Origin of the sequence: Paenibacillus sp. 1011MAR3C5, from assembly GCF_003591485.1 — a bacterium.
Taxonomy (GTDB): Bacteria; Bacillota; Bacilli; order Paenibacillales; family Paenibacillaceae; genus Pristimantibacillus.
In genome coordinates this window covers 50,511-75,033 of sequence record NZ_QZCF01000008.1, presented here as the reverse complement: position 1 = coordinate 75,033, position 24,523 = coordinate 50,511, and the positions used below count along the sequence as shown (strand labels likewise).

General features: G+C 52.3%; 25 protein-coding genes and 1 riboswitch. Of the genes, 21 read left to right on the top strand and 4 right to left on the bottom strand.

The features are described 5' to 3' along the window. The first annotated feature begins 60 nt into the window (after positions 1 to 60). From D3P07_RS21430 to D3P07_RS21385, 10 genes are all read left to right on the top strand, one after another. Positions 61 to 588 (top strand): helix-turn-helix transcriptional regulator, encoded by a 528-nt coding sequence (locus D3P07_RS21430; RefSeq protein ID WP_119802310.1) that lies wholly within the window; start codon positions 61 to 63, stop codon positions 586 to 588. Between the two features lie 147 nt (positions 589 to 735). Next, on the top strand, positions 736 to 2,376 hold the full coding sequence (locus tag D3P07_RS21425; RefSeq protein WP_119802309.1) for a DEAD/DEAH box helicase: 1,641 nt from the start codon (positions 736 to 738) through the stop codon (positions 2,374 to 2,376). A gap of 451 nt (positions 2,377 to 2,827) precedes the next feature. Next, positions 2,828 to 3,457, top strand: coding sequence for a hypothetical protein (locus D3P07_RS21420; protein WP_119802308.1), 630 nt, complete (start codon positions 2,828 to 2,830; stop codon positions 3,455 to 3,457). Positions 3,458 to 3,500: 43 nt separating this feature from the next. Next, positions 3,501 to 3,582: riboswitch (ZMP/ZTP riboswitch) on the top strand. A gap of 46 nt (positions 3,583 to 3,628) precedes the next feature. Continuing rightward, a complete protein-coding gene (locus D3P07_RS21415; protein ID WP_119802307.1) occupies positions 3,629 to 4,735 on the top strand; it encodes a GNAT family N-acetyltransferase in 1,107 nt (368 codons plus the stop codon). Positions 4,736 to 4,963: 228 nt separating this feature from the next. Next, positions 4,964 to 5,401, top strand: coding sequence for a LytTR family DNA-binding domain-containing protein (locus tag D3P07_RS21410; RefSeq protein WP_119802413.1), 438 nt, complete (start codon positions 4,964 to 4,966; stop codon positions 5,399 to 5,401). 11 nt (positions 5,402 to 5,412) lie between these two features. Further along, complete coding sequence (locus tag D3P07_RS21405) at positions 5,413 to 5,850, top strand: DUF3021 family protein (RefSeq protein WP_119802306.1); 438 nt, start codon at positions 5,413 to 5,415, stop codon at positions 5,848 to 5,850. Next, entirely contained in the window at positions 5,843 to 6,757 is a 915-nt protein-coding gene (locus D3P07_RS21400; protein ID WP_119802305.1) for an ABC transporter ATP-binding protein, read from the top strand. Before D3P07_RS21405 ends, D3P07_RS21400 begins: the two co-directional genes overlap by 8 nt. Continuing rightward, complete coding sequence (locus tag D3P07_RS21395; RefSeq protein ID WP_119802304.1) at positions 6,757 to 7,611, top strand: ABC transporter permease; 855 nt, start codon at positions 6,757 to 6,759, stop codon at positions 7,609 to 7,611. The genes D3P07_RS21400 and D3P07_RS21395 overlap by 1 nt, the downstream gene beginning before the upstream one ends. A 237-nt stretch (positions 7,612 to 7,848) precedes the next feature. Next, a complete protein-coding gene (locus D3P07_RS21390; protein ID WP_147384553.1) occupies positions 7,849 to 8,328 on the top strand; it encodes a hypothetical protein in 480 nt (159 codons plus the stop codon). Positions 8,329 to 8,345: 17 nt separating this feature from the next. Further along, entirely contained in the window at positions 8,346 to 8,687 is a 342-nt protein-coding gene (locus tag D3P07_RS21385; protein WP_119802302.1) for a hypothetical protein, read from the top strand. Here the strand turns inward: D3P07_RS21385 and D3P07_RS21380 are convergent. Next, positions 8,684 to 9,748 carry a LacI family DNA-binding transcriptional regulator gene (locus tag D3P07_RS21380; RefSeq protein WP_119802412.1) on the bottom strand — a complete coding sequence of 355 codons (1,065 nt, stop codon included), beginning with the start codon at positions 9,746 to 9,748 and terminating at the stop codon, positions 8,684 to 8,686. The two genes, D3P07_RS21385 and D3P07_RS21380, sit on opposite strands and share 4 nt — an antisense overlap. Before the next feature lie 266 nt (positions 9,749 to 10,014). Between D3P07_RS21380 and D3P07_RS21375 the strand changes: the two genes are divergently transcribed. The 8 genes from D3P07_RS21375 (at position 10,015) to D3P07_RS21340 (ending at position 20,010) form a co-directional block, all read left to right on the top strand. Continuing rightward, positions 10,015 to 10,998: an ROK family protein gene (locus D3P07_RS21375; RefSeq protein ID WP_119802301.1), complete on the top strand. Its 984-nt coding sequence runs from the start codon at positions 10,015 to 10,017 to the stop codon at positions 10,996 to 10,998. Further along, positions 10,998 to 13,388 (top strand): glycoside hydrolase family 9 protein, encoded by a 2,391-nt coding sequence (locus D3P07_RS21370; protein WP_119802411.1) that lies wholly within the window; start codon positions 10,998 to 11,000, stop codon positions 13,386 to 13,388. The genes D3P07_RS21375 and D3P07_RS21370 overlap by 1 nt, the downstream gene beginning before the upstream one ends. Positions 13,389 to 13,391: 3 nt before the next feature. Continuing rightward, positions 13,392 to 14,474, top strand: coding sequence for an SIS domain-containing protein (locus tag D3P07_RS21365; RefSeq protein WP_119802300.1), 1,083 nt, complete (start codon positions 13,392 to 13,394; stop codon positions 14,472 to 14,474). A gap of 163 nt (positions 14,475 to 14,637) precedes the next feature. Further along, positions 14,638 to 16,269 (top strand): extracellular solute-binding protein, encoded by a 1,632-nt coding sequence (locus D3P07_RS21360; RefSeq protein WP_119802299.1) that lies wholly within the window; start codon positions 14,638 to 14,640, stop codon positions 16,267 to 16,269. A 325-nt stretch (positions 16,270 to 16,594) separates the two neighbouring features. Further along, a complete protein-coding gene (locus D3P07_RS21355; RefSeq protein ID WP_119802298.1) occupies positions 16,595 to 17,068 on the top strand; it encodes a DinB family protein in 474 nt (157 codons plus the stop codon). Positions 17,069 to 17,144: 76 nt separating this feature from the next. Beyond that, on the top strand, positions 17,145 to 18,365 hold the full coding sequence (locus tag D3P07_RS21350; protein WP_119802297.1) for an MDR family MFS transporter: 1,221 nt from the start codon (positions 17,145 to 17,147) through the stop codon (positions 18,363 to 18,365). A 177-nt stretch (positions 18,366 to 18,542) separates the two neighbouring features. Beyond that, entirely contained in the window at positions 18,543 to 19,274 is a 732-nt protein-coding gene (locus D3P07_RS21345; RefSeq protein WP_119802296.1) for a hypothetical protein, read from the top strand. Next, positions 19,264 to 20,010, top strand: coding sequence for a hypothetical protein (locus D3P07_RS21340; RefSeq protein ID WP_119802295.1), 747 nt, complete (start codon positions 19,264 to 19,266; stop codon positions 20,008 to 20,010). The genes D3P07_RS21345 and D3P07_RS21340 overlap by 11 nt, the downstream gene beginning before the upstream one ends. 71 nt (positions 20,011 to 20,081) lie before the next feature. Here the strand turns inward: D3P07_RS21340 and D3P07_RS21335 are convergent, their stop codons facing one another. Next, positions 20,082 to 21,044 (bottom strand): proline dehydrogenase family protein, encoded by a 963-nt coding sequence (locus tag D3P07_RS21335; protein WP_119802294.1) that lies wholly within the window; start codon positions 21,042 to 21,044, stop codon positions 20,082 to 20,084. 166 nt (positions 21,045 to 21,210) lie between these two features. Here D3P07_RS21335 and D3P07_RS21330 point away from each other — a divergent pair, with 166 nt between their 5' ends. The 3 genes from D3P07_RS21330 (at position 21,211) to D3P07_RS21320 (ending at position 23,191) form a co-directional block, all read left to right on the top strand. Next, positions 21,211 to 21,663, top strand: coding sequence for a GNAT family N-acetyltransferase (locus tag D3P07_RS21330; RefSeq protein ID WP_119802293.1), 453 nt, complete (start codon positions 21,211 to 21,213; stop codon positions 21,661 to 21,663). A 119-nt stretch (positions 21,664 to 21,782) separates the two neighbouring features. Further along, positions 21,783 to 22,586: a nucleotidyltransferase gene (locus tag D3P07_RS21325; RefSeq protein WP_119802292.1), complete on the top strand. Its 804-nt coding sequence runs from the start codon at positions 21,783 to 21,785 to the stop codon at positions 22,584 to 22,586. A 77-nt stretch (positions 22,587 to 22,663) separates the two neighbouring features. Then, positions 22,664 to 23,191: an aminotransferase class I/II-fold pyridoxal phosphate-dependent enzyme gene (locus tag D3P07_RS21320; protein ID WP_483870200.1), complete on the top strand. Its 528-nt coding sequence runs from the start codon at positions 22,664 to 22,666 to the stop codon at positions 23,189 to 23,191. 51 nt (positions 23,192 to 23,242) lie between these two features. Here the strand turns inward: D3P07_RS21320 and D3P07_RS21315 are convergent, their stop codons facing one another. Together D3P07_RS21315 and D3P07_RS21310 are read right to left on the bottom strand one after the other, a co-directional pair. Then, positions 23,243 to 23,743, bottom strand: a complete 501-nt coding sequence (locus D3P07_RS21315; RefSeq protein WP_119802290.1) for an LURP-one-related/scramblase family protein — start codon at positions 23,741 to 23,743, stop codon at positions 23,243 to 23,245. A 97-nt stretch (positions 23,744 to 23,840) separates the two neighbouring features. Then, positions 23,841 to 24,428, bottom strand: coding sequence for a DJ-1/PfpI family protein (locus tag D3P07_RS21310; protein ID WP_119802289.1), 588 nt, complete (start codon positions 24,426 to 24,428; stop codon positions 23,841 to 23,843). Positions 24,429 to 24,523 lie beyond the last annotated feature (95 nt).

The following is a 24,523-nucleotide window of genomic DNA, read 5'->3' as shown; positions in this document are numbered from 1 at the left end:
TATATTGCTAATAGCGGTAATTGATTACTGCGGCAATCGGGACGAAACGGCGGTGAGGGGATGGAGCATGTCATCTTGGGTCTGTTGATGATTCAAAGCCAGACATTGTACGAGCTGCATCAAAGCTTTACGCGGGGAATCTCCCTGTTCTACAGCGCGAGCTACGGCAGCTTGCAGACGGCGCTGAAGAAGCTGCTGGACAAGGAACGGGTCGCTTGCGAGGAGCTTGTAGAGAACGGAAGGCTTAAGAAGGTGTATCATGTGCTTCCGCAAGGACGTGAAGAATTTTTTCGCTGGATGCAAGGTGAGACGCCGGGTCATAAGCTGGAAGTAGCGGCATTGTCGAAGCTGTTCTTTCTTGGACATGTGGAGCATGCGTTGGACAAGCGGAGTATCGTAGCCGAGATCATGGACAAGCTGGAGCAGGAACTGGCTGGCTTGGAGCAGATGGAACGAGAGTTGGTGGGAGGAGAAGTGCCCGAACGGTACCGCGATATCTTCCGGTATCAGCTGTTGACGTTGAATTACGGACTCGGAGCGCATCGCTATGCCAGGGATTGGTTCGGAAGGCTTAGGGAGGAATTGTAGGAATTGTAACCGAGTAAGTCTGGGGGATAGGTGCAAATTTACGGGACATCTTCGAATGTTTCTACTATTTTACACTTATTTGTGGTATCCTTAGACGCTATACACGATAACAACACATACTAGTGTTCAAATAGGAGAACGACAAAAATGAATTTTCAAGAACTGAATCTGATTCAGCCCATTCTGCAAGCCTTAAGCAAAGAAAACTACACCGAGCCTACGCCGATTCAGGAGCGCTCGATTCCGTCCGTGCTGGCGGGACGGGACCTGCTCGGATGCGCGCAGACAGGGACAGGCAAGACGGCAGCATTCTCGCTGCCGATGATCCAGCTGCTGAGCGGCAGCATGGAACGCGCAAAGAAAAACCGCCCGATCCGCGGACTGATTCTGTCGCCGACAAGAGAGCTGGCGCTGCAAATCTCGGACAATATTCAAGCCTATAGCCAGTTCACTCAGGTGAGCTGCCTTGCTATCGTAGGCGGTGTCTCCCAGAGCGGCCAAGAACGTGCGCTCGCTCAAGGCACCGATATTCTGATTGCTACGCCTGGCCGTCTGATGGATCTTCTGAATCAGAAGGTCATCAGCCTGCAAGCAGTGGAGATGCTGGTGCTGGACGAAGCGGACCGCATGCTCGACATGGGGTTCATTAACGACGTCAAAAAAATTATTGCCAAGCTGCCGGCTAAACGCCAGACGCTGTTCTTCTCGGCTACGATGCCGCCGGAGATCGCTCATCTCGCGGACAGTCTGCTCACGGACCCGGTCAAGGTGGAAGTGACGCCAGTATCGTCCACGGTAGAACGCATTCATCAATCCCTCTATCTGGTTGACAAGGAGAACAAGCAGTCGCTGCTGAACGAGCTGCTCGCGGATCAGTCGATCGTATCCGCGCTGGTGTTCACGCGCACGAAGCATGGCGCAGACCGTGTAGCCCGCGGGCTGAACAAGCAGCGGATTACGGCACAGGCCATTCACGGCGACAAGTCGCAAAATGCGCGCCAGAACGCGCTGAGCAACTTTAAGAGCGGTGCAACCCGTGTGCTCGTAGCGACGGATATCGCGGCAAGAGGAATCGATGTGGAGGAGCTGTCTCATGTCATCAACTTCAATCTGCCGAACATTCCGGAGACCTATGTGCATCGTATCGGGCGGACAGGCCGCGCAGGTCATGACGGAACGGCCATCTCCTTCTGTGAGAAGGATGAGCTCCCGTATCTGAAGGATATCGAGAAGCTGATCAAGAAGAAGATCCCTGTTGTTCAGGATCATCCCTATCCGATGAAAGGAGCCGCTCCTGCAGCAGCAGAGCAGGGCTCTTCGAAACCGGCAGCTGCTGCTGAATCCAAGTCTGATCAAGGAGGCGCAGGAGGCAGCTCCAAGTCTCGCCGGAGAAAGAACAAGCCGCAAGCAGCGGAAGCAGGATCAGAAGCAAGTGCAGCCGGTCAATCCAAGCCGCAGAATAAGCCGCAATCCGGGGAAGTCCGGCAGCTGGAGAACAAGCCGAGCCGCTCCAATGGACCAAAGCCGCAGGAGAAGAAGGAGCAAGCGAGGCCGCAAGGGCAAGCCCCTGCGAAGCCGAGCCAGCCTCGGGGTGACCGTCCTCGCGAGGGTCAAAACCAGCGGCAAGCGGGCAAGTCGGCTAGAATGCAGCAGCAGTCGAAGAAGCCGACTTCAGCTGACCGTTATGCGAAGCCGCAGCTGCGTCAAGAAGTACACCAGGAGTCGGGCGCGGTTATATCGATTCTGCCTTCGCCGTGGTCGTCTTTCTCATCCAAATCGAAAAAGTAGCTTGTCTCGTTACTTGGCTGCTCGAAATATCCATAACAAAAAGCATTTGGGTTGTACCCAAATGCTTTTTTGTCATATCTCGGAGTGAAATGACGGCAGGGATAGATTCTTTAAGCCGAATTACTCGGCTTGCAGCTCCTTCGTGCGGCGGCGCGGTCGCTCTTAAGCCGAATTTTCCGGCTTGGAGCTCCTTCGTTCGGCTGCGCGGTCGCTCTAAGCCGAGTTACTCGGCATGCAGCTTCTTCGCATGGCTGCGCGGTCGCTCTAAGCCGAATTACTCGGCTTGCAGCTCCTTCGTGCGGCGGCGCGGTCGCTCTAAGCCGAGTTACTCGGCTTGCAGTTTCCTCGAGCGTTTCTATGCTGGCGAACAAATCTTTAGCAGCTTATCATTTGTCCGATTTGAAACAAATCAAGGAGCTTTCTTCGTCTATCGTAGCATAGGGGGGATAAGATGAGAAAACCGGTTTGGCTGGCGATGGTTATGTTAACTTACTGGCTTCTGCAGCCCGGTCAAGCGATGGCTCTTACTTGCGTGGAGCCTGGTCCAATCGATCAGCGGTATGAGACATATGATGGAGTCATTGTGGCGAAAGTGTTGAATGTAAAAGCGGGCAAGGAGGAACATACCATTCAATTGGAGGTTAAGCAAAGCTTCAAAGGGATCGAGGTTGACCGCTTAACGATTTTGGAAGATCGATATTGGGAGAAGGACAGCCGCGAGAGCAAGGAAGGCGAGGAGTATTTGTACTATTTGAAAAATATCGATAGTCATTGGGAGAATCAGCTTTGCTCACCTACCGTAAAATTATCATTGGCTGATGCAGAGTTGGATTACTTAAAAGATAAGGAGCTTCAACTCCAACCAGCAAGCGAGCTGTCGACTGTAGAGGCATCACATGCCCCTGCAGCTACGGACACGACGGGAGATGACGCTCAGAGCCGTCCGATTGCAAACGGATCGGAATTGGGGCAGTCATCAGATTCCGGGATGAGCACTTCAGCCGGACTGATGGTCGGCTTGATTGCAGCCATAGCCGTTATTCTAGTTGTTGTACTGCTGGGAATGAGAAGAAGGAAATAAGCGATTGACTTTTCTGTCAGAAAATTTATAATAATCAGTAATTATATGGGTGTGTAACTGGCGAGAACGTAGATCACTACGGGGGAGCACATCTGTCATACAAGCCGTTCGCCTGGGCAAAGCATTTGATCATGGATCGAATGCTTTTTTATGTTCAAAGGAGCGATAAGAATGAGTAGAGCTAAGCAAGTAGCGGTGTTGATGTATGAGGGAGTAGATACGCTTGATCTGGCAGGGCCTTTCGACGTGTTTGCGGTGGCGAGCAACTGGGGACAGGATTTCCATGTCTATACGGCAGCTCTGGAGAAGAAGGAATACCGCTCGATTAGCGGAATTACACTTGTCCCGACCTATAGTGCAGAGGATTGTCCGATACCGGACATCCTGGTCGTACCCGGAGGCTGGGGAGCGCGCACAGAGATGCATAACGGGGTGATAACGGCTTGGATTCGAAGCTTGTCGACGCAGGCTGAGCTTACGATATCCGTCTGTACCGGTGCGTTGCTGCTGGCCAAAGCAGGCTTGCTGGATGGCCTGTCGGTGACAACCAACAGCCGTGCTATGGATCTGCTCCGTGAAGCGGCGCCTGCCAGCGCCCGCATCGTGGAGGGTGTGCGATACGTGGACAACGGCAGCATCATCATGTCTGCAGGCGTGACGGCGGGCATCGATGCGGCATTGCATGCAGTGGGGCGGTTAGCGGGAGAAGAGCGGGCGCTCGATACGGCAGCGAAGCTCGAATACCTATGGAATCGTGAAGCTCCTGTTCTGAACACGTCTTCTTCGCTTGCCATCCGCAGAGCGACCACCAAGGATGCGGTAAAGCTGCGGGGCTTGTTGCAGGAAGCGGCCAGGTGGATTCATTCGGCGCATGGCTTCCAGCAATGGCGCGAGGAGAATTTCACGCAAGAGACGGTCGACGCGTTCATCGGGGAGCATGAGGTGTTCCTAGCGGAGCGCGGCGAGGAATTGGCAGGCTGCATCTCTGTTCACTGGTCTTACGAAGAAATCTGGGGAGAGCGGTATCATGATGATGCAGGATATGTCCATCGGCTGGCCGTTTCCCGTCGGTATAAGGGAGCAGGCATCGGTCAAGAGATGCTGGAATGGGCGGAGGGCTACATCCGCAGCAAAGGCAAGCGCTGGCTTCGTCTCGATTGCATGGCGGACAATCCTGGTCTGAATCGGTATTATCAAAGCCAGGGCTTTGTTCTGCAAGGCCGATTCAACGGAGGAGGCTGGAGCGCTCATCTGTATGAACGGAGAATTGCCGACTAATGAGATGACGATGATATGCTACAGATGCGCAACTTGCTCGCACATGAGCGCTGCCTATTATACGATTGCAAGACCCGGTGCCTGATTAGTGCCGGGTTTTTTTATGTTTTGATGCATTTCACCCCATCCTATATGCAACTGACCGGGCAAGGCCTTGAAGTACGGGCCAAAGATGGTATTCTGAGTTACAGAAAAGCGGAATCGGCAAGCCGGAGAGGAGCTGTAAGCTTGAAGCTTATTATAGACCAGTCACTGGAGCATCAGGACGTAGAAATTACGATCAAGTGCGGCATCATCGACGAAAATTTGGAGCGTCTCATTGCTCAGATCAGATTGTATTCATTTTCCATTACAGGAAAGAAGGATGGACGAAGCCATCTGATACGGCTGGAGGATGTCTATTATATCGAATCCACGGACAACAAGACGTTCCTGTACAGCGAAAAGGATGTGTACGAATGCCATTACAAGCTGTACGAACTGGAAGAGCATTTGGCGAACAGCCATTTTGTGCGCATAAGCAAGTCCTGCATCCTGAATATCGCGATGCTGGCTAATGTGCGCGCGCTGCTGAACGGCAAGTTCGAGGCGCAGCTTGTGAATAAGGAGAAGCTGATTATTAACCGCCATTACGTGCAGGCGATTAAAGACAAAATACAGTTTTGAGGAGGGATGGCATGTCCACATTCAAGAGTTATTTTACGATCAACTGTTATGCGTTTACGATTATTACGCTTATGTATTCGATCTTGGTGAAGGCAGGACTGTTCAGGCCGATGTCAGTCGATGACGTCTTTATCTACTTTTTGATGACGGTCAGTTTGACGATCCTCATTGCTCTTATTGACCGGCTGCCCATCAGAAGCTATATGCTGACATCATTCATCCGCATAGCGGGCATTGCGGCGGTTGTATTCACCATTGGGATTGTCTTTGAGATGTTTCCGCTCGAATGGAAGTATGTTGGACCGATACTGGGCATGATTCTGCTTACGTATTTTGCCGTTAGCGCCTTGCTGATGATAAGAGATCAAGCTGATGCCAGAGCGATTAATAAGCAGTTGTCGCAGCGAAAGTTGGATGCGAATCAGGCAGGGGGAGAGAAGCATGAATAAGATCATTGAAGTGAGTCAATTACGGAAATCGTTCGGCGAGCTGCAAGCTGTGCAGGGCATCGACTTCTACGTGGAGCAAGGCAGCATGTTTGCATTCCTGGGGCCCAATGGAGCCGGGAAGTCGACGACAATCGATATGCTGACGACGCAGCTGGAGCCAGACGGCGGGGAAGTGAGCGTGGGTGGCTATAGGCTGGGCAAGGAGGATGACGGTATCCGCTCATCCATCGGCATTGTGTTCCAGGATAGCTTGCTGGATCCATTCTTGACGGTGAAGGAGAACCTCTTCGTTCGGGGAAGCTTCTACAGGCTTTCGCGCAAGGAGCTGAAAGCATCGGTAGCCAGGGCAGTTGAAGTGGCTGATGTCGGCGGATTCCTGGATCGGCCTTATGGCAAGCTGTCGGGCGGTCAGCGCAGGCGGGCAGATATCGCACGAGCGCTTATTCATGCGCCATCCGTTCTGTTCCTTGACGAGCCCACTACCGGATTGGACCCGCAGACGCGCAAGCATGTATGGACGACTATTCGCCAGCTCCAGAGGGAGCAGGGGATGACGATCTTTTTGACGACGCATTACATGGAAGAGGCCGCCCAGGCCGATTACATTACACTGATGGATCATGGCAAGCTGCTTGCCCAAGGAACGCCAAGCGAGTTGAAGGATCGGTACGCCACCGATGTGCTGAGGCTGATACCGGGCAGCCCGGCCGAGCTGGTCCAATATTTGGAGGAAAGATCGTTGCCGCATACGGTGCAAGGGGGCGTCTATCATATTCCGCTGAAGCGCACTATAGATGCGCTGCCGCTTATCGAGGGGTGCAAGGGAAATATTGCCGGCATTGAGATAATAAGCGGTTCAATGGATGATGTATTTCTTAACTTGACAGGAACGGGGATGAGAGCGTAATGAATATCATTGCCAGCCGTAATATGAAGCTGTTTTTCCGCGACCGCAGAAATGTGGTTATGTCGTTTCTGTCTGTTTTTATTATTTTGGGCCTTTATATTTTATTTCTTGGAGATACACTGAAGTCAGGCGTGCCGGATTCACCAGGCATCGGATTTCTACTGGACAGCTGGGTGATGGCGGGCATTCTCGCGGTCACATCCGTCACCGCTACGCTTGGCGCACTCGGCATTATGGTTGAGGATCGCACGCAGAACATATTGAAGGACTTCAAGGCCGCGCCAATCAAACGTTATGATCTGGTTGGGGGCTATCTGTTAAGTGCCTTTACAATTGGAGTTGTGCTTAGTCTTGTTACGCTTGTGCTGGCGGAAATCTATATTGTAATACAAGGCGGAGAATGGCTGCCTCTTGTTGCGTGGTTCAAGGTGATTGGCTTCATTCTGCTATCGGTGCTTGCCAGCAGCGCCATCGTATTTTTTATTACGTCGCTGTTGAACAGCCGCAATTCTTTCTCGACGACAGGTACGATAATCGGCACGCTCATCGGCTTTCTGACAGGGATCTATATCCCGATCGGGTCGTTGCCGGAGCCTGTACAGTGGATGATCAAGGTATTCCCTGTCTCGCACGCAGGTGCTTTGATCCGCAGCGTCATGGTGGAGCGGCCGATGGAAGCGTCGTTCGCAGGAGCGAGCGCGGAGGCTGTGCAGCAATTTAAGCTCGACATGGGCGTCGTCTATCAATACGGGGATACATTCTCGTCGGCAGCTCTCAGTATCGCGGTGCTGGTGGGGACGACGGTTCTGTTTTATCTGCTGTCCATTGCGGTAATGGCTAGAAAAACGAGATAGCGGGAAGGCTGCAGCGTAGCTAAATGAGCAAGGAGAAGTTCATAAAGTAGAGTACGGAGGAGTTTATGAAGTAAAGCGCTGAGTAGTTTAAAATCTATTCAGGTCATGGGGCTTACTAAAGTCGCTTCGAATGTGATGATAAGTAGTCTGAAGCAAAATAATTTCTAGCTCCACAGCTACTGTATTGCCTCACCCAATTGGTCATAAAAATGATCATGATAGCCGATGAAGCCGTAAATGGCCTTATCGGTTATTTGTGTTGCCGACGAGCTGGAGTGTTTAGTGCGCAAGGGGGGGCTTCATCCCAATGAGTCCGCGCAGCCGCGTGAAGGAGCTGCAAGCCGGGAAACTCGGCTTAGAGCGTCCGCGAAGCCGCGTGAAGAGGCTGCAAGCCGAGACACTCGGTTAGAGCCTCCGCGCAGCCGCGTGAAGGAGCTGCAAGCCGGGAAACTCGGCTTAGAGCGTCCGCGAAGCCGCGTGAAGGAGCTGCAAGCCGAGAAACTCGGCTTAGAGCGTCCGCGCAGCAGCCGCACGAAGGAGCTGCAAGCCGAGAAGCTCGGCTTAGAGCGTCTGCGCAGCCGCGCGAAGAAGCTGCAAGCCGAGAAACTCGGCTTAGAGCGTCCGCGCAGTCGCGCGAAGGAGCTGCAAGCCGAGAAACTCGGCTTAGAGCGTCCGCGCAGCCGCACGAAGGAGCTGCAAGCCGGAAACTCAGCTTAGAGCGCCCGCGCAGCCGCGTGAAGAAGCTGCAAGCCGAGAAACTCGGCTTAGGGCGCCCGCGCAGCTGCGCGAAGGAGCTGCAAGCCGAGAAACTCGGCTTAGAGCCTCCGCGAAGCCGCGTGAAGGAGCTGCAAGCCGAGAAACTCGGCTTAGAGCGTCCGCGCAGTCGCGCGAAGGAGCTGCAAGCCGAGAAACTCGGCTTAGAGCGTCCGCGCAGCCGCGCGAAAGAAACTCGGCTAGAGCGTCCGCGAAGCCGCACGAAGGAGCTGCAAGCCGAGAAACTCGGCTTAGAGCGCCCGCGCAGCCGCACGAAGAGGCTGCAAGCCGAGAAGCTCGGCTTGCAGGGCGGCTTCAGTTAAGCGCGAGTGCTCGCGTCTCCAGCAGCTCCACAAGATTCTCGGATGATCAGCTCCGGGGAATGGTTGATGCTGAGCATCTCTTCTGAGCCGTTAATGGCGCTAATGAGCTGCATAACGGCCATGCGGCCTAAATATTCATTGTGCTGATCAAGCGATGTCAGTCTAGGGATGCTGAAGTCACTCTGGAGGAATTGGTCGCAGCTTGCGATCGCAATATCGCCGGGACAATCCAGGCCGCGATCCTTCATGGCGCGAATGGCGCCGATCGCAACCATATCGTTAATCGCCATTACGGCAGTTGGCAAACCATCGGCCGAAGTGTCCAGCAATTGGGTCATAGCAGAATAGCCGTCTTGCGCGTAGTAGTCGGATGTGACGATATGCCGCTCATCTACCGGCATATTCAGCACATGCAGGCTTTGCTTGAAGGCATCGATTCGCGCAGATGTAATACGGATGCCGGGTTCGCCGCCGATGAAGCCGATGCGCTCATGGCCAAGCGCGATAAAGTGATGGACGATCGAGGTAACCCCCTGCCTCAGGTTCCGCTCGATGAAGAGACAGTCGCAGCCATCGATCTTGGAGCCGACGACGACGACGGGGACCCGGCGCTGCAGTTGATTGAGCGCATGGATGAACGAATCGGATACATCTTCCTTGTCGATGCTGCCTCCCAGGATCAGAACGCCGTCTACTTGCTTCTCCAGAATCATTTTGAAGTAGTCCTCTTCGTTCAGATGAAGCTCATTCTGCAACCGATGGCGGACGAACATCGTGTTGAACAACAGCGTGGCATATTGATTCTTCAGCGCGAAGTTTTGTACCTCCAGAAACAAGGAGGCAAAGTAGGGATTTGTAATGTCCGGCAAAATAATGCCAATATTCTTCGATGTGTGATTGACCATGCCTCTGGCGAACACGCTTGGCGTATAGTTGTATTCGTCGATAATTTGCTGAATCTTCTCCCTCTTCTTGGGAGAAACGGATGGACTATTGTTAAGCACACGCGAAACAGTGGACACGGATACGCCGCTTTTTTTGGCGATTTCCTGAATGGTCATTTTCGTTTTCAACGGGGCACATCCTTTGGCCGATGCTGTATTTATAGCTAAATTTTAACCCAAGTACGGGTTTTATTCAATACAAGTTTGGTATCGTTACCACATACTCAATACAGGGATCAACTCACGGAATATCTTTCGATTTACACAAAGAATAGCGCAAATATGCTGTTGACACCATCTTTTTCATTTGTTAATCTCATGTCAACAACAAAGTGATTTATTCATTTTTGGTAACGATACCAAATGAAAAAGGAGGTGCAGCTGTGGAACAGCAAATTCCGCAATCTATACTCGCAGTCGATCTGGGCGGTACATCGATATTGCTCGGAGAAGTCACATTGGACGGCAAAGTGCTGTATACGCAGTCGTATCCAACCAATACGGCGACGCAAGCAGCTGCCATGGAGAATATACAAAAAGCCATTTCGCATTATCTCGATACTGTGCCGAAGAAGGCGAGCGAACTTATCGCGATTGGAATTGGAGTAGTGGGAAGGGTGGATCGGGGGGGCGGTGTGTGGATGGAGATTGAGCCGGGCAAAACAAACCCGACCAATGCAAGCCGGATCATCGAGCAGCATTTCGGCCTGCCATGCGGGATCGACAACGATGTGTCCTGCGCTACGCTTGCCGAGCTGAAGCATGGATGGGGCAAGGAGTCCAAGGACTTCATTTACCTCAATGTCGGCACTGGCATCGCGGCAGGCTTTGTCGTGAATGGCGTGATTATCGAGGGCTCACACTTCAATGCCGGAGAGATCGGGCACATGGTTGTGGACATGAATAGTGATGCCATCTGCACCTGCGGCCGGAGAGGCTGTGTGGAACGGCTGTCCTCGGGACTAGGCTTGCATGAGCGTGTAATGAGGCTGAGGAGCGAATACCCGGATACCGCCATTGCTATTGAAGAGGGCGAGAGAGTGGCAGCCCAAGCGATCTTCAAGCATGCACAAGAAGGAGACCCGCTGGCGGAGCGGATCGCCGAAGAAGGGGCAAGGGCGCTGGCTGCTGCAATTATGAATATGGTGCGCATATCTGACCCGGATACGATTGTGCTTGGCGGCGGCGTTGGCGGCAATACGTACTTCAAGGAGCTGGTCGAGCAGCATCTGAACCCGAAGACGATGCGCTTCGTGACGAACGGACTTAGGGGGACGAAGCAAGCGACGCCAGAAGCGGGCCTTGTAGGAGCAGCGATGGTCGGGTTAGAAGCATGGACTAAGAAGCAGGGGAGTGTTGTCTCATGATGAATGAAAGCTTCAAGCAGGATATCAGGCAGTCGGGTTATCTTCACCGCCCGCTGCCCATCTACCCGGAACGTTCGATGGAGAAGGAACAAGCGGAGCAAGTCGTGCTCTCCCGGGAGACGCTGTTCGATGCCGCTGCCAGCGAAAGCCAACAGTGGGTTCATCACGGCGTAGGATCGCTAAGAGCCTCTGAACAAGAGATTCAGCTCGTGTCGCCTTCCATTATGCCGCATTGGCCGGAGGGCGCACCCGCTGACGGAGACTATACAAACTTCGGCAGCGCATGGATGACCTTGAAGCTTCCGGAAGTGAACTGGGAGGCCTTCAACCGCGTCACGCTTAACCTGCGCCCTGACTTTCAGGGTGTACCTAACGCCTACATCATGATCAAATTCAAAAATGAAGGCGTGATTCCAATTCCCGATTTGTACCACCGGGAAGGCGTTCACGGCGTGAACATGGATAACCACGAGTGGAACACCGTTCATCTGGATATCCAGGAGCTGCCTAGAGACGTTATAACGGAGCTGACCATCGGGTATTACTTGAACGGCAAGGAAAAAGCGACAGGCGATGCGATTGAGTTGGCGCTTAAAGATATTACGCTGGAGAAAGTGGACGGACATCATGTGTCCAAAGGCTGGGTGCCGAAGCGGGGAGAGATTGTGTTCTCCCACAGCGGTTATTCAGTTGACGGGGGGAAAACAGCCTTTGCAGCCGGTCTTGAGGGAGAGCGCTTTCAGCTCATCCATGAGACGACTGGCTTTGCCGTATTCACGGGCAAGCTTGGTGAGATGAAGACGGAGTGGGGGATGTTCCAGGTGATGGACTTCTCCGGGTTCAAGCAGAACGGCCGCTATATACTTAGTGCGGGTGGCGCGACGACAGAAAGCTTCGCGATTGGAGCGGCGCCGAGCGTATGGCATGCCTCCTTGTGGAAATCGCTGAACTTCATCTTTTGCGAGCGCTGCGGATATCCGGTTCCGGGCATTCACGGCAGCTGTCATGCGGATATTGTAGCGAAGCATAAGGGGACGCTGCTGTCGTTCAACGGCGGCTGGCATGATGCAGGCGATGTCTCGCAGCAGCTGATCCAGACGGCAGAGGTGACGCATTCGCTGTTCGAGATGGCGGATCAAGTGAAGCCCTATGACGAGGATCTCTATCTTCGCTTGCTGGAAGAAGGCGAGTGGGGTCTCGATTTTATATTAAAAACTCGCTTCGGCGATGGCTATCGCGCTACAAGCGCAGGCATGACAAGGTGGACGGACGGCCGAATCGGGAGTATGGATGACGCAGAAGCACGCGTTCACAACCAGGCGTATGAGAATTTTTATTGCGCGGGCATCGAAGCTTTCATTCATAGCCGGATGAATCATCATCCTGCGCTATCGAAGCGGCTCCTGCATATCGCCAAGGAAGACTTCCAATATGCGCTTGAAGAATTCAAGAAGCATGGCTTCGACCAAAAGCCGATTTTCTGGGAGCATACGTACCAATCGTCGGAGAGCCTATATATGGCTACGGCATCATGGGCTGCATCGATGCTGTACAAGGCGACGAAGGACAGCTTCTATGCGGAGAAGGCTGCCGAATTTATCGCCTTCGTCAGAAGGTCCCAGGAGCTTGAAGGGATTGAGCTGCTGGACAACGGCTCGAAGCTTAGGGGCTTCTTCTACCGGAATCCGGGCAAAGAAGTCGTGCAGCACTTCAATCATCAGGCTCGTGAGCACTTGTATATGATGGCTTTCGCAGCCATCCATGAGACGCAGGGCAATCATCCCGAAGCGGGAGATTGGCTGGCGTCGATTGAGGCTTACGGGGAATACGTCAAGCGCATTGCGGAATACACGCTGCCGTATCCGATGCTGGCAAGCGGCGTATACCATGTGAACGAGCATCTGGATGACAAGAGCTTCAATTATCAGCATCTGCTTATCGATCATCAAGCGAAAGAGGATTACGGCAACCAGCTTAAAGCAGGCGTCAAGCTGAATGATTCTTATTACTTGCGCAGATTCCCGGCCTGGTTCTCGTTCAGAGGCAATAATGCGATTATCCTGTCGCAAGGAAAGGCGGCTTCGGTAGCGGGACTTCACTTGAAGGATAAGGCGCTGCTGAATATTGCAGAGGGACAGCTGCAATGGATCGTCGGACAAAATCCATTCGGTCAATCCATGATGCATGGAGAAGGCTATCGCTATGCGCAGCAATATTCGGTGCTTTGCGGCGAGATGACCGGCGAATTGCCGGTTGGCGTACAGACCTTCGGCAATGAGGATGAGCCGTATTGGCCGCAGTTCAACAATGCAACTTATAAAGAAGTATGGACCGGCAATGCGGGCAAATGGATGTCCATCGTAGCCGATCTGTACGCAGCGGAGGTGTAACCGATGAAACCGACCATGATGACGTATATCAACGAAGAGAAGGATATGGCGGAGCGGATTCTAGCTGCCTACCCAGATAATGTTCAACCATTTGCCGAGCTTGCTTCCGGCAAGCAGGACTGGCTGCTTGTCGCAACGGGCTCCAGCTATAATGCGGCGCTAAGCGCCAAGTACGCTATCGAGCGCTGGGCGGGCGTTCGGGTTGAGATCAAGGAGCCGTTTCCGTTCACCTATTATGACAAGCTGAGTCCTTACACAGATCTTGTCATCGGCATTTCCCAGAGCGGACACAGCACATCGACAATCGGGGCGCTGGAGCGCGTCCGTAAGGAGGCGGGTCTGCCTACGATCGCGCTGAGCGCCGATACGGCGAGCGCGATTAGCGAAGTCGCCGACCTGACCGTCGATATCGGCTGCGGCGAGGAACGGGTGGGCTATGTAACGAAGGGCTTTCTCGCGACTGTCCTTACCTTGATGCTGGCGGGTCTGCGCACAGCGGAGCTGAATCGCAACTTAAGCGCTGCCGAGGTACAGGTACAGCTTGACTCGCTGAGGCGCGCTGCAGAAGCGATCCCGGATACGATAGCCCGCACGGAAACATTCTTCGAGACGTTCCGCGAGGAGCTTGCCAGCGCGCCCCGGTTCACGGCAGTCGGCTACGGGCCTGCGGTGGGAACGATCAAGGAGTTCGAGACCAAGTTTGTCGAGACCGTCAGAGTGCCTTCTCAAGGCGTAGAGGTGGAGGCGTTCATGCATGGTCCGTATCTGGAGGTCAATCCGGAACATCGCTTCTTCTTCGTCGAGACGGAAAGTCCGGTCAAGGATCGCCTGGAGCGTCTCCGCAGCTATGAAGAGCGCATCTCGGGGTACGTCTACACCGTCACGACGGGGAGCTCGTCCCAAGCCAGCGTGCTTGGACTGGATCTTACTATCGACGAATTCGCCGCACCTTTTGCGCTCATCATACCTTTTCAAATTCTGGCCCATCATATTGCGGGAGCGAGAGGCATTGACCTGACGAACCGCATCTATACCGATTTCGGAGTGGCTATGAAGAGCAAGACACAGCCGGGCAACTACGCCTAGGCTAGGGCGGGCAAGGATAAGCGGGTTGGCACATCAACATCCGGGCACCTTACACATCGTAAACATCGTGCTGATCGATTCTGCTTGATACGTCCTATCCCAATGGTTGAAGGCGATCTTCGCTTTGGACATATACCATCATATGGAGAGGGGTAATACAAGCATGACGAAAGCCAGAAAGACAACGATGCTCATCGTGTCCACGATTCTCGTATGTGGCACCATTCTAGCAGGCTGCAGCAGTTCAAAGAAGACGAACTCGGAGCCTGCACCTAGCCCGTCCGCTTCCGGAGCGGAATGGGAGCTGGGTTCAGAGCCATTCGAGTTCACCATGTACGGACACTATGACTGGTACGACGTACCGGCATGGGACAGCACAGTGGCGGGAAGATGGATTAAAGAAAACAAAGGGGTCAACATTGTTCCAATTGCGGCAAGCGGCAACGCCGACCAGAAGCTGAGCACAATGATTGCTTCGAACACATTGCCGAATGTGATGTGGATGGACCGGGGTGCAGAGGTAGAGAGACTGCGTGAAGCAGGCATGCTCGTTCCATTCGATGATTATCTGGACAAATACACAAACTTGAAAACCTGGATGGGCGACAACATGAACTTGCTTCGTTCCTCCGACGGCAAGCTGTATCAGTTTCCGAACTGGTATACGAATCGTCCGAACGGCAACGCCGGTTATGTCATCAACAAGAAGGTCTATGGCGAGCTGGGTTCGCCAAAGCTGGAGACAACTGACGATCTATACGATTATCTCGTAAAGGTAAAGGCAAAGTACGGAGAAAGCATCATTCCGTTTGAGCCGCATCTGGCGAAGGATATGCAAGGACTCGGTGTTCTTTATACAGGTTTTGCTGAAAACAATCTCTACGAATATTTGGGCATACGTGCCGTGCCGCAAGGCGATAAGCTGACGTCCCTGCTCACGGACCCGACCTTCCGTGAGGCTCAGCAATATATCTCCAAGCTGTACCGCGAGAAGCTGATCTCTCAAGATGCATTTACCCAGACGCTGGACCAGATCGAAGAGAAGGTCATGCAGGGCCGGGTGGCGGTCTATGCCGGCTCTAATCCGATTGCGATGGATGCCCATCAGGAGCTGTCGAAGAACGATCCGGAAGCGGGTTACTTCATGATCTGGCCGATTCATAAGCCGGGACTGGACAAAAACAAAATCTTCACAGGCACTTACTCAGCGCTTGGCTGGAATGTAAGCGTCATCACGAAATCCGCGAAGGACCCTGAGAAGATCTTCGCATTCCTTGACTGGTATACAGGTCCGGAAGGACAGGCGCTTCTCTTCTTCGGTCCGGAGGGCAAGAACTGGAAGGGCTTTGACGAAGACGGCCATCCGATCTATACAGATGAATACGATGCCAAGGAAGTGCTGGATCTTCAGCAGGCGCATGACCGCATCATGTGGAACGGCAACACAGGCTACATCGATCCGGCTAAAATGAAGTACGAAAGCAAGCTTCCGCCTGAAGAGCAGAATTGGGCCGCTCGTTATCAGAATGAAGTGACTTGGCCGACTCAGGCTGACGTTACAGAATTCATCAATCTTGACCCGGAGCCGAACAGTGATCTGGGCCTCGTGAAACAGCGCGTAGACGATATCTTCACGCAGGCCTATGCGCAAAGCGTTATGGCGAAGAGCGATGAAGAAGTGCTCAGCATTCTGGACAAAGCAGAGCAAAACGCTCAGTCCGCAGGCTACGACAAGCTTCTTGAATGGCGTACAGAGGCTTGGCAGAATAACAAAAGGCTGATTGCCGGGGAATAATACCGTTATTCGCATATACCCATAAAGGATAGGAGTAAGCCAAGGGCCGTCTCATCGTAGAGCTTTCTACGGGAGGCGGCTTTTTTGGGATGACATTGATGGTTCTCTATCAGCTTAAAAAAGGGATTGTCCGTTCGCACGGTGTCAGGTATAATGAGCATACCTTTCACAGAATCGACACTTTTTAGCCTTGTATTCTCCTTAAAGATGATCTTCTTATTCCGATGTGAATAATGCGGATGCAAGAGCTATAGCCGAGTAGAAGGAACCTTTTTCATGAAAAGGTTCTTTTTAAATACCATTAAAGACGTTGGGAGCGGTACGTATGGAGCATTATCTGTTTAGGCAGTTGGCTTTTGTTCGAAATGGCACATTGAAGGCGGCTAGCGGGGTGTCCGAGGAGATGGCGGACCTTATTCCCGATGGCTTCCGCAATTCAATTCGCTGGAATTTAGGACATGTCTATGTGGTGCTGGAGCGATTCGCCTTTCATAATATAGGGCTTCCGCAACAGCTGCCGGATGGCTTCAAGGAACGATTTGAATACGGCACGTCACCCTTGACGAGCGTAAGCTCCGCTGCTGTGCCCTCTCTGCCTGAGCTGGAGCGGCTGCTTGGCGAGCAGAACGCCCGTATTCAGGCGGCGCTGAAGGATCGTTTGCAGGAGAAGATAACACCTTATACGACCTCGACAGGCATTACGCTGGATTCGCCGGAACAATTTCTAAGTATGGCACTTTATCACGAAGGCTTGCATCAAAGCATTATTAAACTCTATAAAAATTTGCTGACCCGATAGCCTGCGCAGGCGGCGGTAAACTAAAACATCGCATCCCATGGATCGTATCGTTGCAGCAAGAGAAAGAAGGGATTCGATGTTTCATCGTTTCTTCGGGACGGTTACCCAGTACCATCCCATTGTCCAGGTGCTGCTGGCCGGCACCATCTTTGCCAGAATCGCCAGCTCCATGAGCTTGCCGTTCCTCGCCATCTACTTACTGGCCGCGACCGATATGAGTCCGACCATGATCGGCGTTACGATTGGCATCGGCTCGCTTGCGGGCATGCTTGGCGGCTTCTTCGGCGGATATCTGTCCGACCGGTTCGGCCGCAGAATCATTATGCTGACGGCGATCTACATGTGGGGCTTCGTCTTTTTGGGCTTTGCCTTTACAGGTGTTCCGATCATATTCGCTTTGCTTAATGCTGTTAACGGGTTATGCCGCTCCTTCTATGAACCTGTCTCTCAGGCGTTGATGGCCGATCTAACGGAGAAGGAGAAACGGTATCACGTCTTTTCCCTTCGCTATATGGCCATTAATATCGGCGTATCGGTAGGCCCGCTGCTCGGCACGCTGTTCGCGGCGATGAGCGGCCGCTTGCCGTGGATCATTACCGGATGCATCTATGTATGCTACGGCATTCTGCTGCATGTGCTCCTGAATAAATTCGGCATTCGCCGAATCGAGGGAGAGAAGAAGGAACCGGTTACGATCGGCCAATCCTGGAGCGTCATTCGAAGAGACCGGGCATTCCGGTATTTCATTATCGGGGGCGTTATTAGCGCGATCTCTTATTCGCAAATGACGTCAACCCTATCTCAATTTGTGGACGGGCAGTTCGCAAGCGGGGTTACGTTGTTCGCCTGGATGATGAGCATTAACGCCGTGGTCGTCATTGCCTTCCAGCTTCCGTTCTCCAAGTGGGCGGAGAAGAGGTCGCCGATGACGGCGATTACGATAGGCAGCATCAGCTATGCGATCGGACATATCGGCTTTGCGTTCAGCGATAGCTGGTGGATGCTGATTGTATCCATGATTATTTTTACCTGGGGCGAGATTCTGACGTTCCCTGCCGGAGCGATCATTATTGATCGGCTGGCGCCGGACAAGATGCGGGGCACCTACTTTGGCGCCCAAACGTTCACGAATCTGGGCCACTTCCTCGGTCCGTGGCTGGGCGGCATGCTGCTGCAGGGCTATGGCGGGCAAAGCTTGTTCATTGCGGTTGCGGTTGTATCGATCATTTCCATCTGGTTCTACCGGCTTGGCGAGAATCGAACGATCAAGCCGGATTTGAAGGCGAGCGCATCCTGATATTAAATTTAGAAGGCACTCTGACGCAAGTTGTCGGGGTGCTTTTTTATAAGTGAAAAGGGTTACATTACCAAAACAGGTATGTTAGAGTGAAAAGGTTCATGGGATGCAGAGCGATGGTTAGCAGCAGAGCAATTAGGGGCAAACAAATTTTTGAAAGGGGGCGTGGCAATATTTATGGCCTTGCAATTGGAATTCCCTCAAAATATTATTTTGGTTATCGCTAGTATCCTGGGCTGGGGGATCGTCATTTACTGGATGATCCGCAATTATCAAAAGCTTCGGGAAAAGCCTGTTGTATGGAAAATGATCCTCGTCACACTAGTGGGCATCCTGTCGGTTTCGATCAATGTCACCCTATTCTCTACAACCGTCAAGCTTTCGATCTTGCCGATCGGCGTGCTGCTCGTATTCCTGTTTATGAGGAACAGTTCGTGGAATACCTACCGGAAGTTCGCATGGATCGGTTTCTTCTCAAGCTTTATTCTTGTAGCGGCGACTCTTCTTGGAAGCTGGCTGCATCAGACGGTATATGACAAGACTGATCCCGTGACTTATTTGTCAGATATACAGCACATTCAAGTGATTGGAATTCATCCATCTGCGCAGCAGATTGGTTGGGATAAAGAGACATTCGAGAAGCGGATTCCTGATCTGAAGCTTGAGGAGTCCTACGATACGTTAACCTGGTATTACGAGTCCAGGCCGACGGGAGAAACAATGCATGCGAACGAGAAGTTTCCTTATGCTTTGCTTGGAGCAAAGCCAAGCTGGGGCAGCGGCTACGAGTCCGCTGTATTTGTAGAGTCTGACGGCAAGGGGCTGCTGATTCAGACGCCGGAGCGCCACTACTATTTCCGCAGTGAAGAGCCTCTTGTGAATGTGGAGGTGACAGCTCGTGAAGATTAAAGTGCTCATAGTTGCCGCACTTGCATTGATAGCCGCTGCTGTCATCGGGTATAGCCAATCGGATGGCAAGCCAGGAGCGCTACCCGACGAGCAGATTATGGTGAACGCCATCAATGGAATGTATAATCAAGGGGAAGTTGAGCAATTGGTTGCCGTTGATCTGTTGGACAGCAGGCATGCCTTTGTGCCGTTTGTTTCGGAGTATGGGGAGCATGGCATGAGCTTCTGGGAGTGGGAGAAACATGAATGGAGACTGACCAGAGTGGACGACAATGGCATGCCGCATATCTGGAAGCTTGATGATAAGGACCCTCGCAAGCGCGTGTTCGTCTATCATATTAACCCCAGAGACAAGATGGAGAGGCTTACCTTCTATCTGCTGCGCGACCGAAATGCGTACGGGCATTATAATGATTTCTTCTATGTGCCGCGAATCCAGATGGAACTGCCTGTTGTGCTGAATGAGCAAAATTACGGGGCCATTCCGTTCCCGGAGGAGTGGGCCCAACTCATGGAGGCGGACCAGAAGCAGTCCAGGGCGGTCAACGATCTCATCGGCTCCATGTTCAGCACACAGCAGCGATCGATGATGTATACGGGCTGGATACCTGACTACTGGGGCGGAAAGACTTCTTCGGGGCGCGGGTATTCTAAGAGCGGCGGCGAGGATGTCGAGTTTGTCCCCATTTTAAATGAGGCCCAACTGGAACGTACGCAAGAGCAGCCTGAGAAATAGCTGAATATGAACGCGGAATTAAGGTTGGGGGAGAATCGGATTACCGGTTCTCCTTCTTTCGTTTCTTTGTGTCAGTTGTAACTATTCATTCGACTGCTTGTTGAAGGCCCAATGATATCCACAAGCGCCCGATACAAATTTTCGGGATGCTCCGCGATGCGATGGCATACATAGAGATACCATTCTTCACCGTAAGGCAGGTAGACCTTGCAGCGGCTGCCTTCGGCCCGAAGCTCGCTTAATCGTTCCGGGCGAATGCCGTAGAGCATCTCGAACTCGGCATGTGACGGCAACTGCCCGTATCGAAGTGTCCATTCCTGCAGCAGCGACTCATCATGAGTGGCTAGTGAGACAGGATGCTCGTTCTCCAAGAGGGCGGCCGCCATCTCCAAGTAGCGGAGGTTAAGCTCTGGCGACCGTGGCAAGGCCAGCTCGGCTGGTTCTCCGTAGGCTCCCTTCACAAGTCTGATCTTGCCGGGATAGTGAAGCAGCTCCTGAAGATCGGCTGGAGAGCGATGCAGATGGGCCTGCAGCGTCACGCCAACCGAGGGGAAGCGCTCTGATGCTTTTTTATAGATTTGCAGAATGGCATCCGTTTTGGAGGATTCCTCCATCCCGGTCATGATGGAGACGCCGGAGCACTGAGCAATTTCGGCAAGCTCGGTCAGGTTGGCGTATGCCAGATCGCTGCTGACGGATAACCCGATATGGGACAGATCGAGCGACACCGTCTCTTTGAGGGCATGTTGGCCAAAGGCCTCAATTAAGGATTTAAACTCTTCAGTCGCCTTCAGGCACTCCTGTTCTATTGAAGTGTTTTCCCCGATGCACTCAACCGCCACATGATATCCTTTCATCTTGATCCATTCGGCTGCTTTCAGCGCTTCTTCACGCGTATCGCCGGTAACGAATCGGAGAGCTGCTTTCCGCAGAAGGGGATATAACTCGTTGGACTGGCGGATATAGGACTTGATTGTCTCGTTGCGGGAAATCGATTTTAGGGCAGTGGCAGCTTGTACTTCCGGCTTGGTCATTGTTTGGCACACTCCTTCGCTCTGTATGTCCTCAATTTATCATGTTAAAATGGTTGGCAAGAGACCCACTATTGCACTATTTTCAAGGTGCCACTTTGACGCGGCTTCCGTTGCACATCGCTGGCATGCCCGTGCAGTCGGATTGAATATATAAGGAGAAATGCAGATGAATATACGAATGCTTCGAGCAGAAGAACAGCCGCCGATGGATTTGCTTTTACTAGCCGACCCTTCCCGGAAGCTGGTTGAGCAATATTTGAGCAGAGGACAATGCTTTGTGGGTGAGTCGGAGAATGGCGTCATCGGTGTCTACGTCCTGCTGCCGACAAGGCCGGAGACGGTCGAGCTTGTGAATGTGGCGGTAGATGAAAGCTGTCACGGGCAAGGATTCGGCAAGCAATTGGTGAACCATGCGATTGAACAGGCCCGGATGTCGGGTTATAAAACGATCGAGATTGGAACCGGCAATTCGGGCGTAACCCAGCTTGCGCTCTATCAGAAGTGCGGGTTCAGAATAACAGGTGTTGACAGGGACTTCTTCATCCGACATTATGAGGAGGAAATATTCGAGAACGGGATACAAGTCATGGATATGGTACGTCTGTCGCAAGACTTATAATGCCATGATGATTGTTCTTCCCTTGGAAAGGGGCATGACGATGTGCTGTTGCTGTTGTGCGGTGACCGACAAGCACTCTGAATCTATTTCGTAATTATAGATGAAGGAGTGGGTGTAATATGTTGCCACAGAAGCAAATCATTCAAAGGGTCAAACAACATTGTGAACAAGATCAGAAGGTGTCTTCATGCATGATGTACGGTTCCTTTACGAAAGGTGAAGGGGATCCCTATTCTGATGTTGAGTTTTATATTTTTATTGCAGATCATCAGTTTGACGAGTTCCAATCCAGGCAATGGGTAGCGGAAGTCGCTTCTTATGACTTGATGTTTCGCAATGATTATGACACGGAGGTTGTCATTTTTTCCAATTTGATTCGGGGCGAGTTTCATTTCTTGCCTGAAGCCAAACTGGAAGTGATCAAGACGTTCAAGCCAACGGGGGTATTTCCGGACCCGGAAGCCATGTTTATCTACGATCGTACTGGAAAGCTGAGGCTATGCCTGGACTATCTGGGCGGCGGGGGACCCGATCGATTGACCGCCGAAAATGTGAATTATGCGTTCAATAACTTTGTGAATGCGTGGCTAATGGGGTTGAATGTGATGAGGCGGGGAGAATTGGCAAGATCCCATGAGGTCTTATCCCAGGTACAGAAATTCCTTCTGCAGCTATTAAGAATCAGGGAACGGAATGTAGAGCGATGGCTCAATAGCACAAAAAATCTGGAGAAGGATCTGAGTGCGGAAGCGTATAGGGAATACGCGCTGCTAACGGCCAGGCTGAATCAAGCGGAGCTGCGAGACGCATATGCTCAAGCGCTGCATGTCGCGGAGCGGTTAATGGCCGCATTACGGCCTGCCTACGATTTTGAACTGGACGAGGCCATGCTCCTGAAGCTTCGGGCTGCTTTACTTCTATGACCCTGAGTTGTTTCTGCTGAACATAGCGGCATAAGGGGCCTCCGATCAGCTCGCTGCAGGGACTGGAGCCGGAGCGCGTGCTGTATATCGGCTCATTCAGCAAAATATTATCGCCAGCTCTTCGGCTGGGCTATCTGGTGCTGCCCTGTCATCTAGTGGAGGCGTGCCGGAGCTTGAAGTGGTTTTCGGACCTGCATACCTCTTCCCTGGATCAGCTTGTCCTGGCGCGTTACATCGAGAGCGGAGGGCTAGAGCGCCACATTGCCAAGATGAAGAAGCTGTACCGGAGCCGCAGAGATGTGCTGCTGCGCTGTCTGAAGGAAGCTTTTGGGGAAGAGGTGGACATAACGGGACAGTCAACGGGATTACACTTTGTGGTTTCGTTCCGGGGCATCAAGTTTACGGAAGAACGACTAGCGAGTCTGCTAGACGATGGCGTGAGGGTCTATCCGGTAGAATATCATACGCTAGTGAAGGGCAGGCATGAGCACCGCATTATATTGGGCTATGGTCATCTTAATGATGAGCAATTGAGGGAAGGCGCACGCCGATTAATGCAGGGATTGTCGGAGCTCCGGTCATATGCCGCAGGCAGCAAAGAATAAAATAACAATATCCCTTGCCGGCAGGGCAAAGGGATGGACTGTTCAATCGAATCACGTATGAGCCGCATGGTTATTGTTGTTGCGCTTCTGAATACTGTGCACGCCCATAATGACGGCAATCAGCTCATAGCTATCAAGCTCGCTTGCATGGTTTTGCAGACGGAATGCACCGGGTTGGAGCCAGCCGCTTACCTTCTGGAACGTAGCAACGGTCGTCTCGCTCCGGTCTAATATAGCATAATCCTGTGAGAAGGCCGGAGATTCAATCATATAGATGCCGCGGTAGCCCGTATCGTATTCGTATCGCTTGCTGAATAAGGAGAACTTGGCCCGCAGCGTGCCAAGCTCTTCTCCAGCAGCATCCGATACCTCCCATGTGTTGCCAATAAATCGGAATTTGCCGGTACAACGCAGACTGGAGCCCTGTGCGTAGACAGAAATGGAAGAGGTCAGCATACTCTCCAGATCCAGCATGCCAGCCGGCAATCCTCCTTTATCCATAATGTCCGTCTGGCCCGTACTGAAGAATCGGTCGTTAAAGTACAATTCCATCTCCTATCCGCTCCCTTCGGTTGCTAGTCTTATGGATAGTACGTTGGAAGAGGCGAAGATGTTGCATAGGAAATGTATCAGATATGGATTGTTCTTCTTAAGCAAACCCCATTAAACCTCTGACCTCATTGGCGTTGTCGGCATTTGTCAGCTTCTCCAGCAGCATAAATGCGACGTCGAAAGCGGTAGAGGGGTTGAAGGACGTAATGATATTGCGGTCAACGACAATGCGCTCATCTGGAACAACCAGTGCTCCCATCTCCTTCAGCATGAGCTGGCGTTTGCGATTGTTCAGGTTATACGTCGTGGCTCGCCTGCCCTCCAGCACCCCGCTTTTGCCGATCATAAGCGCAGCTACGCAGATAGACGAGATCCACTTGCCTTGGCGATCAAATTCTCTAATAAAGGCCAGCACATCCTCACGGAAAGCATCTTCGTAAAATCCAGCCGTTTCGAATCCCCCAGGCAAGGCCAGCGCATCGCATTCATCGACGTTCACGTCAACCAGCAGTTTTTCCGGAAGCACGGTAAAGTTCCACGTACAGGCCAGCCTCTTACGAGTTCCGACTGTCACAACTTCGGTCGATCCGTCCCCTTCTTCCCGATTCCATCCTAATACATCGGTGAACACGCTAGCTTCTACAGCTTCAAAGCCGTTCGGCAGCAGCAGGCAAATTCGGCTCATGCTTCTCGCTCCTATCTGGTTTGGATTGGTTGAATTCATGATAGAATAGAAACGGGTATTAGTAAAATTGAAATATTATAAGTATATGTTCAGTA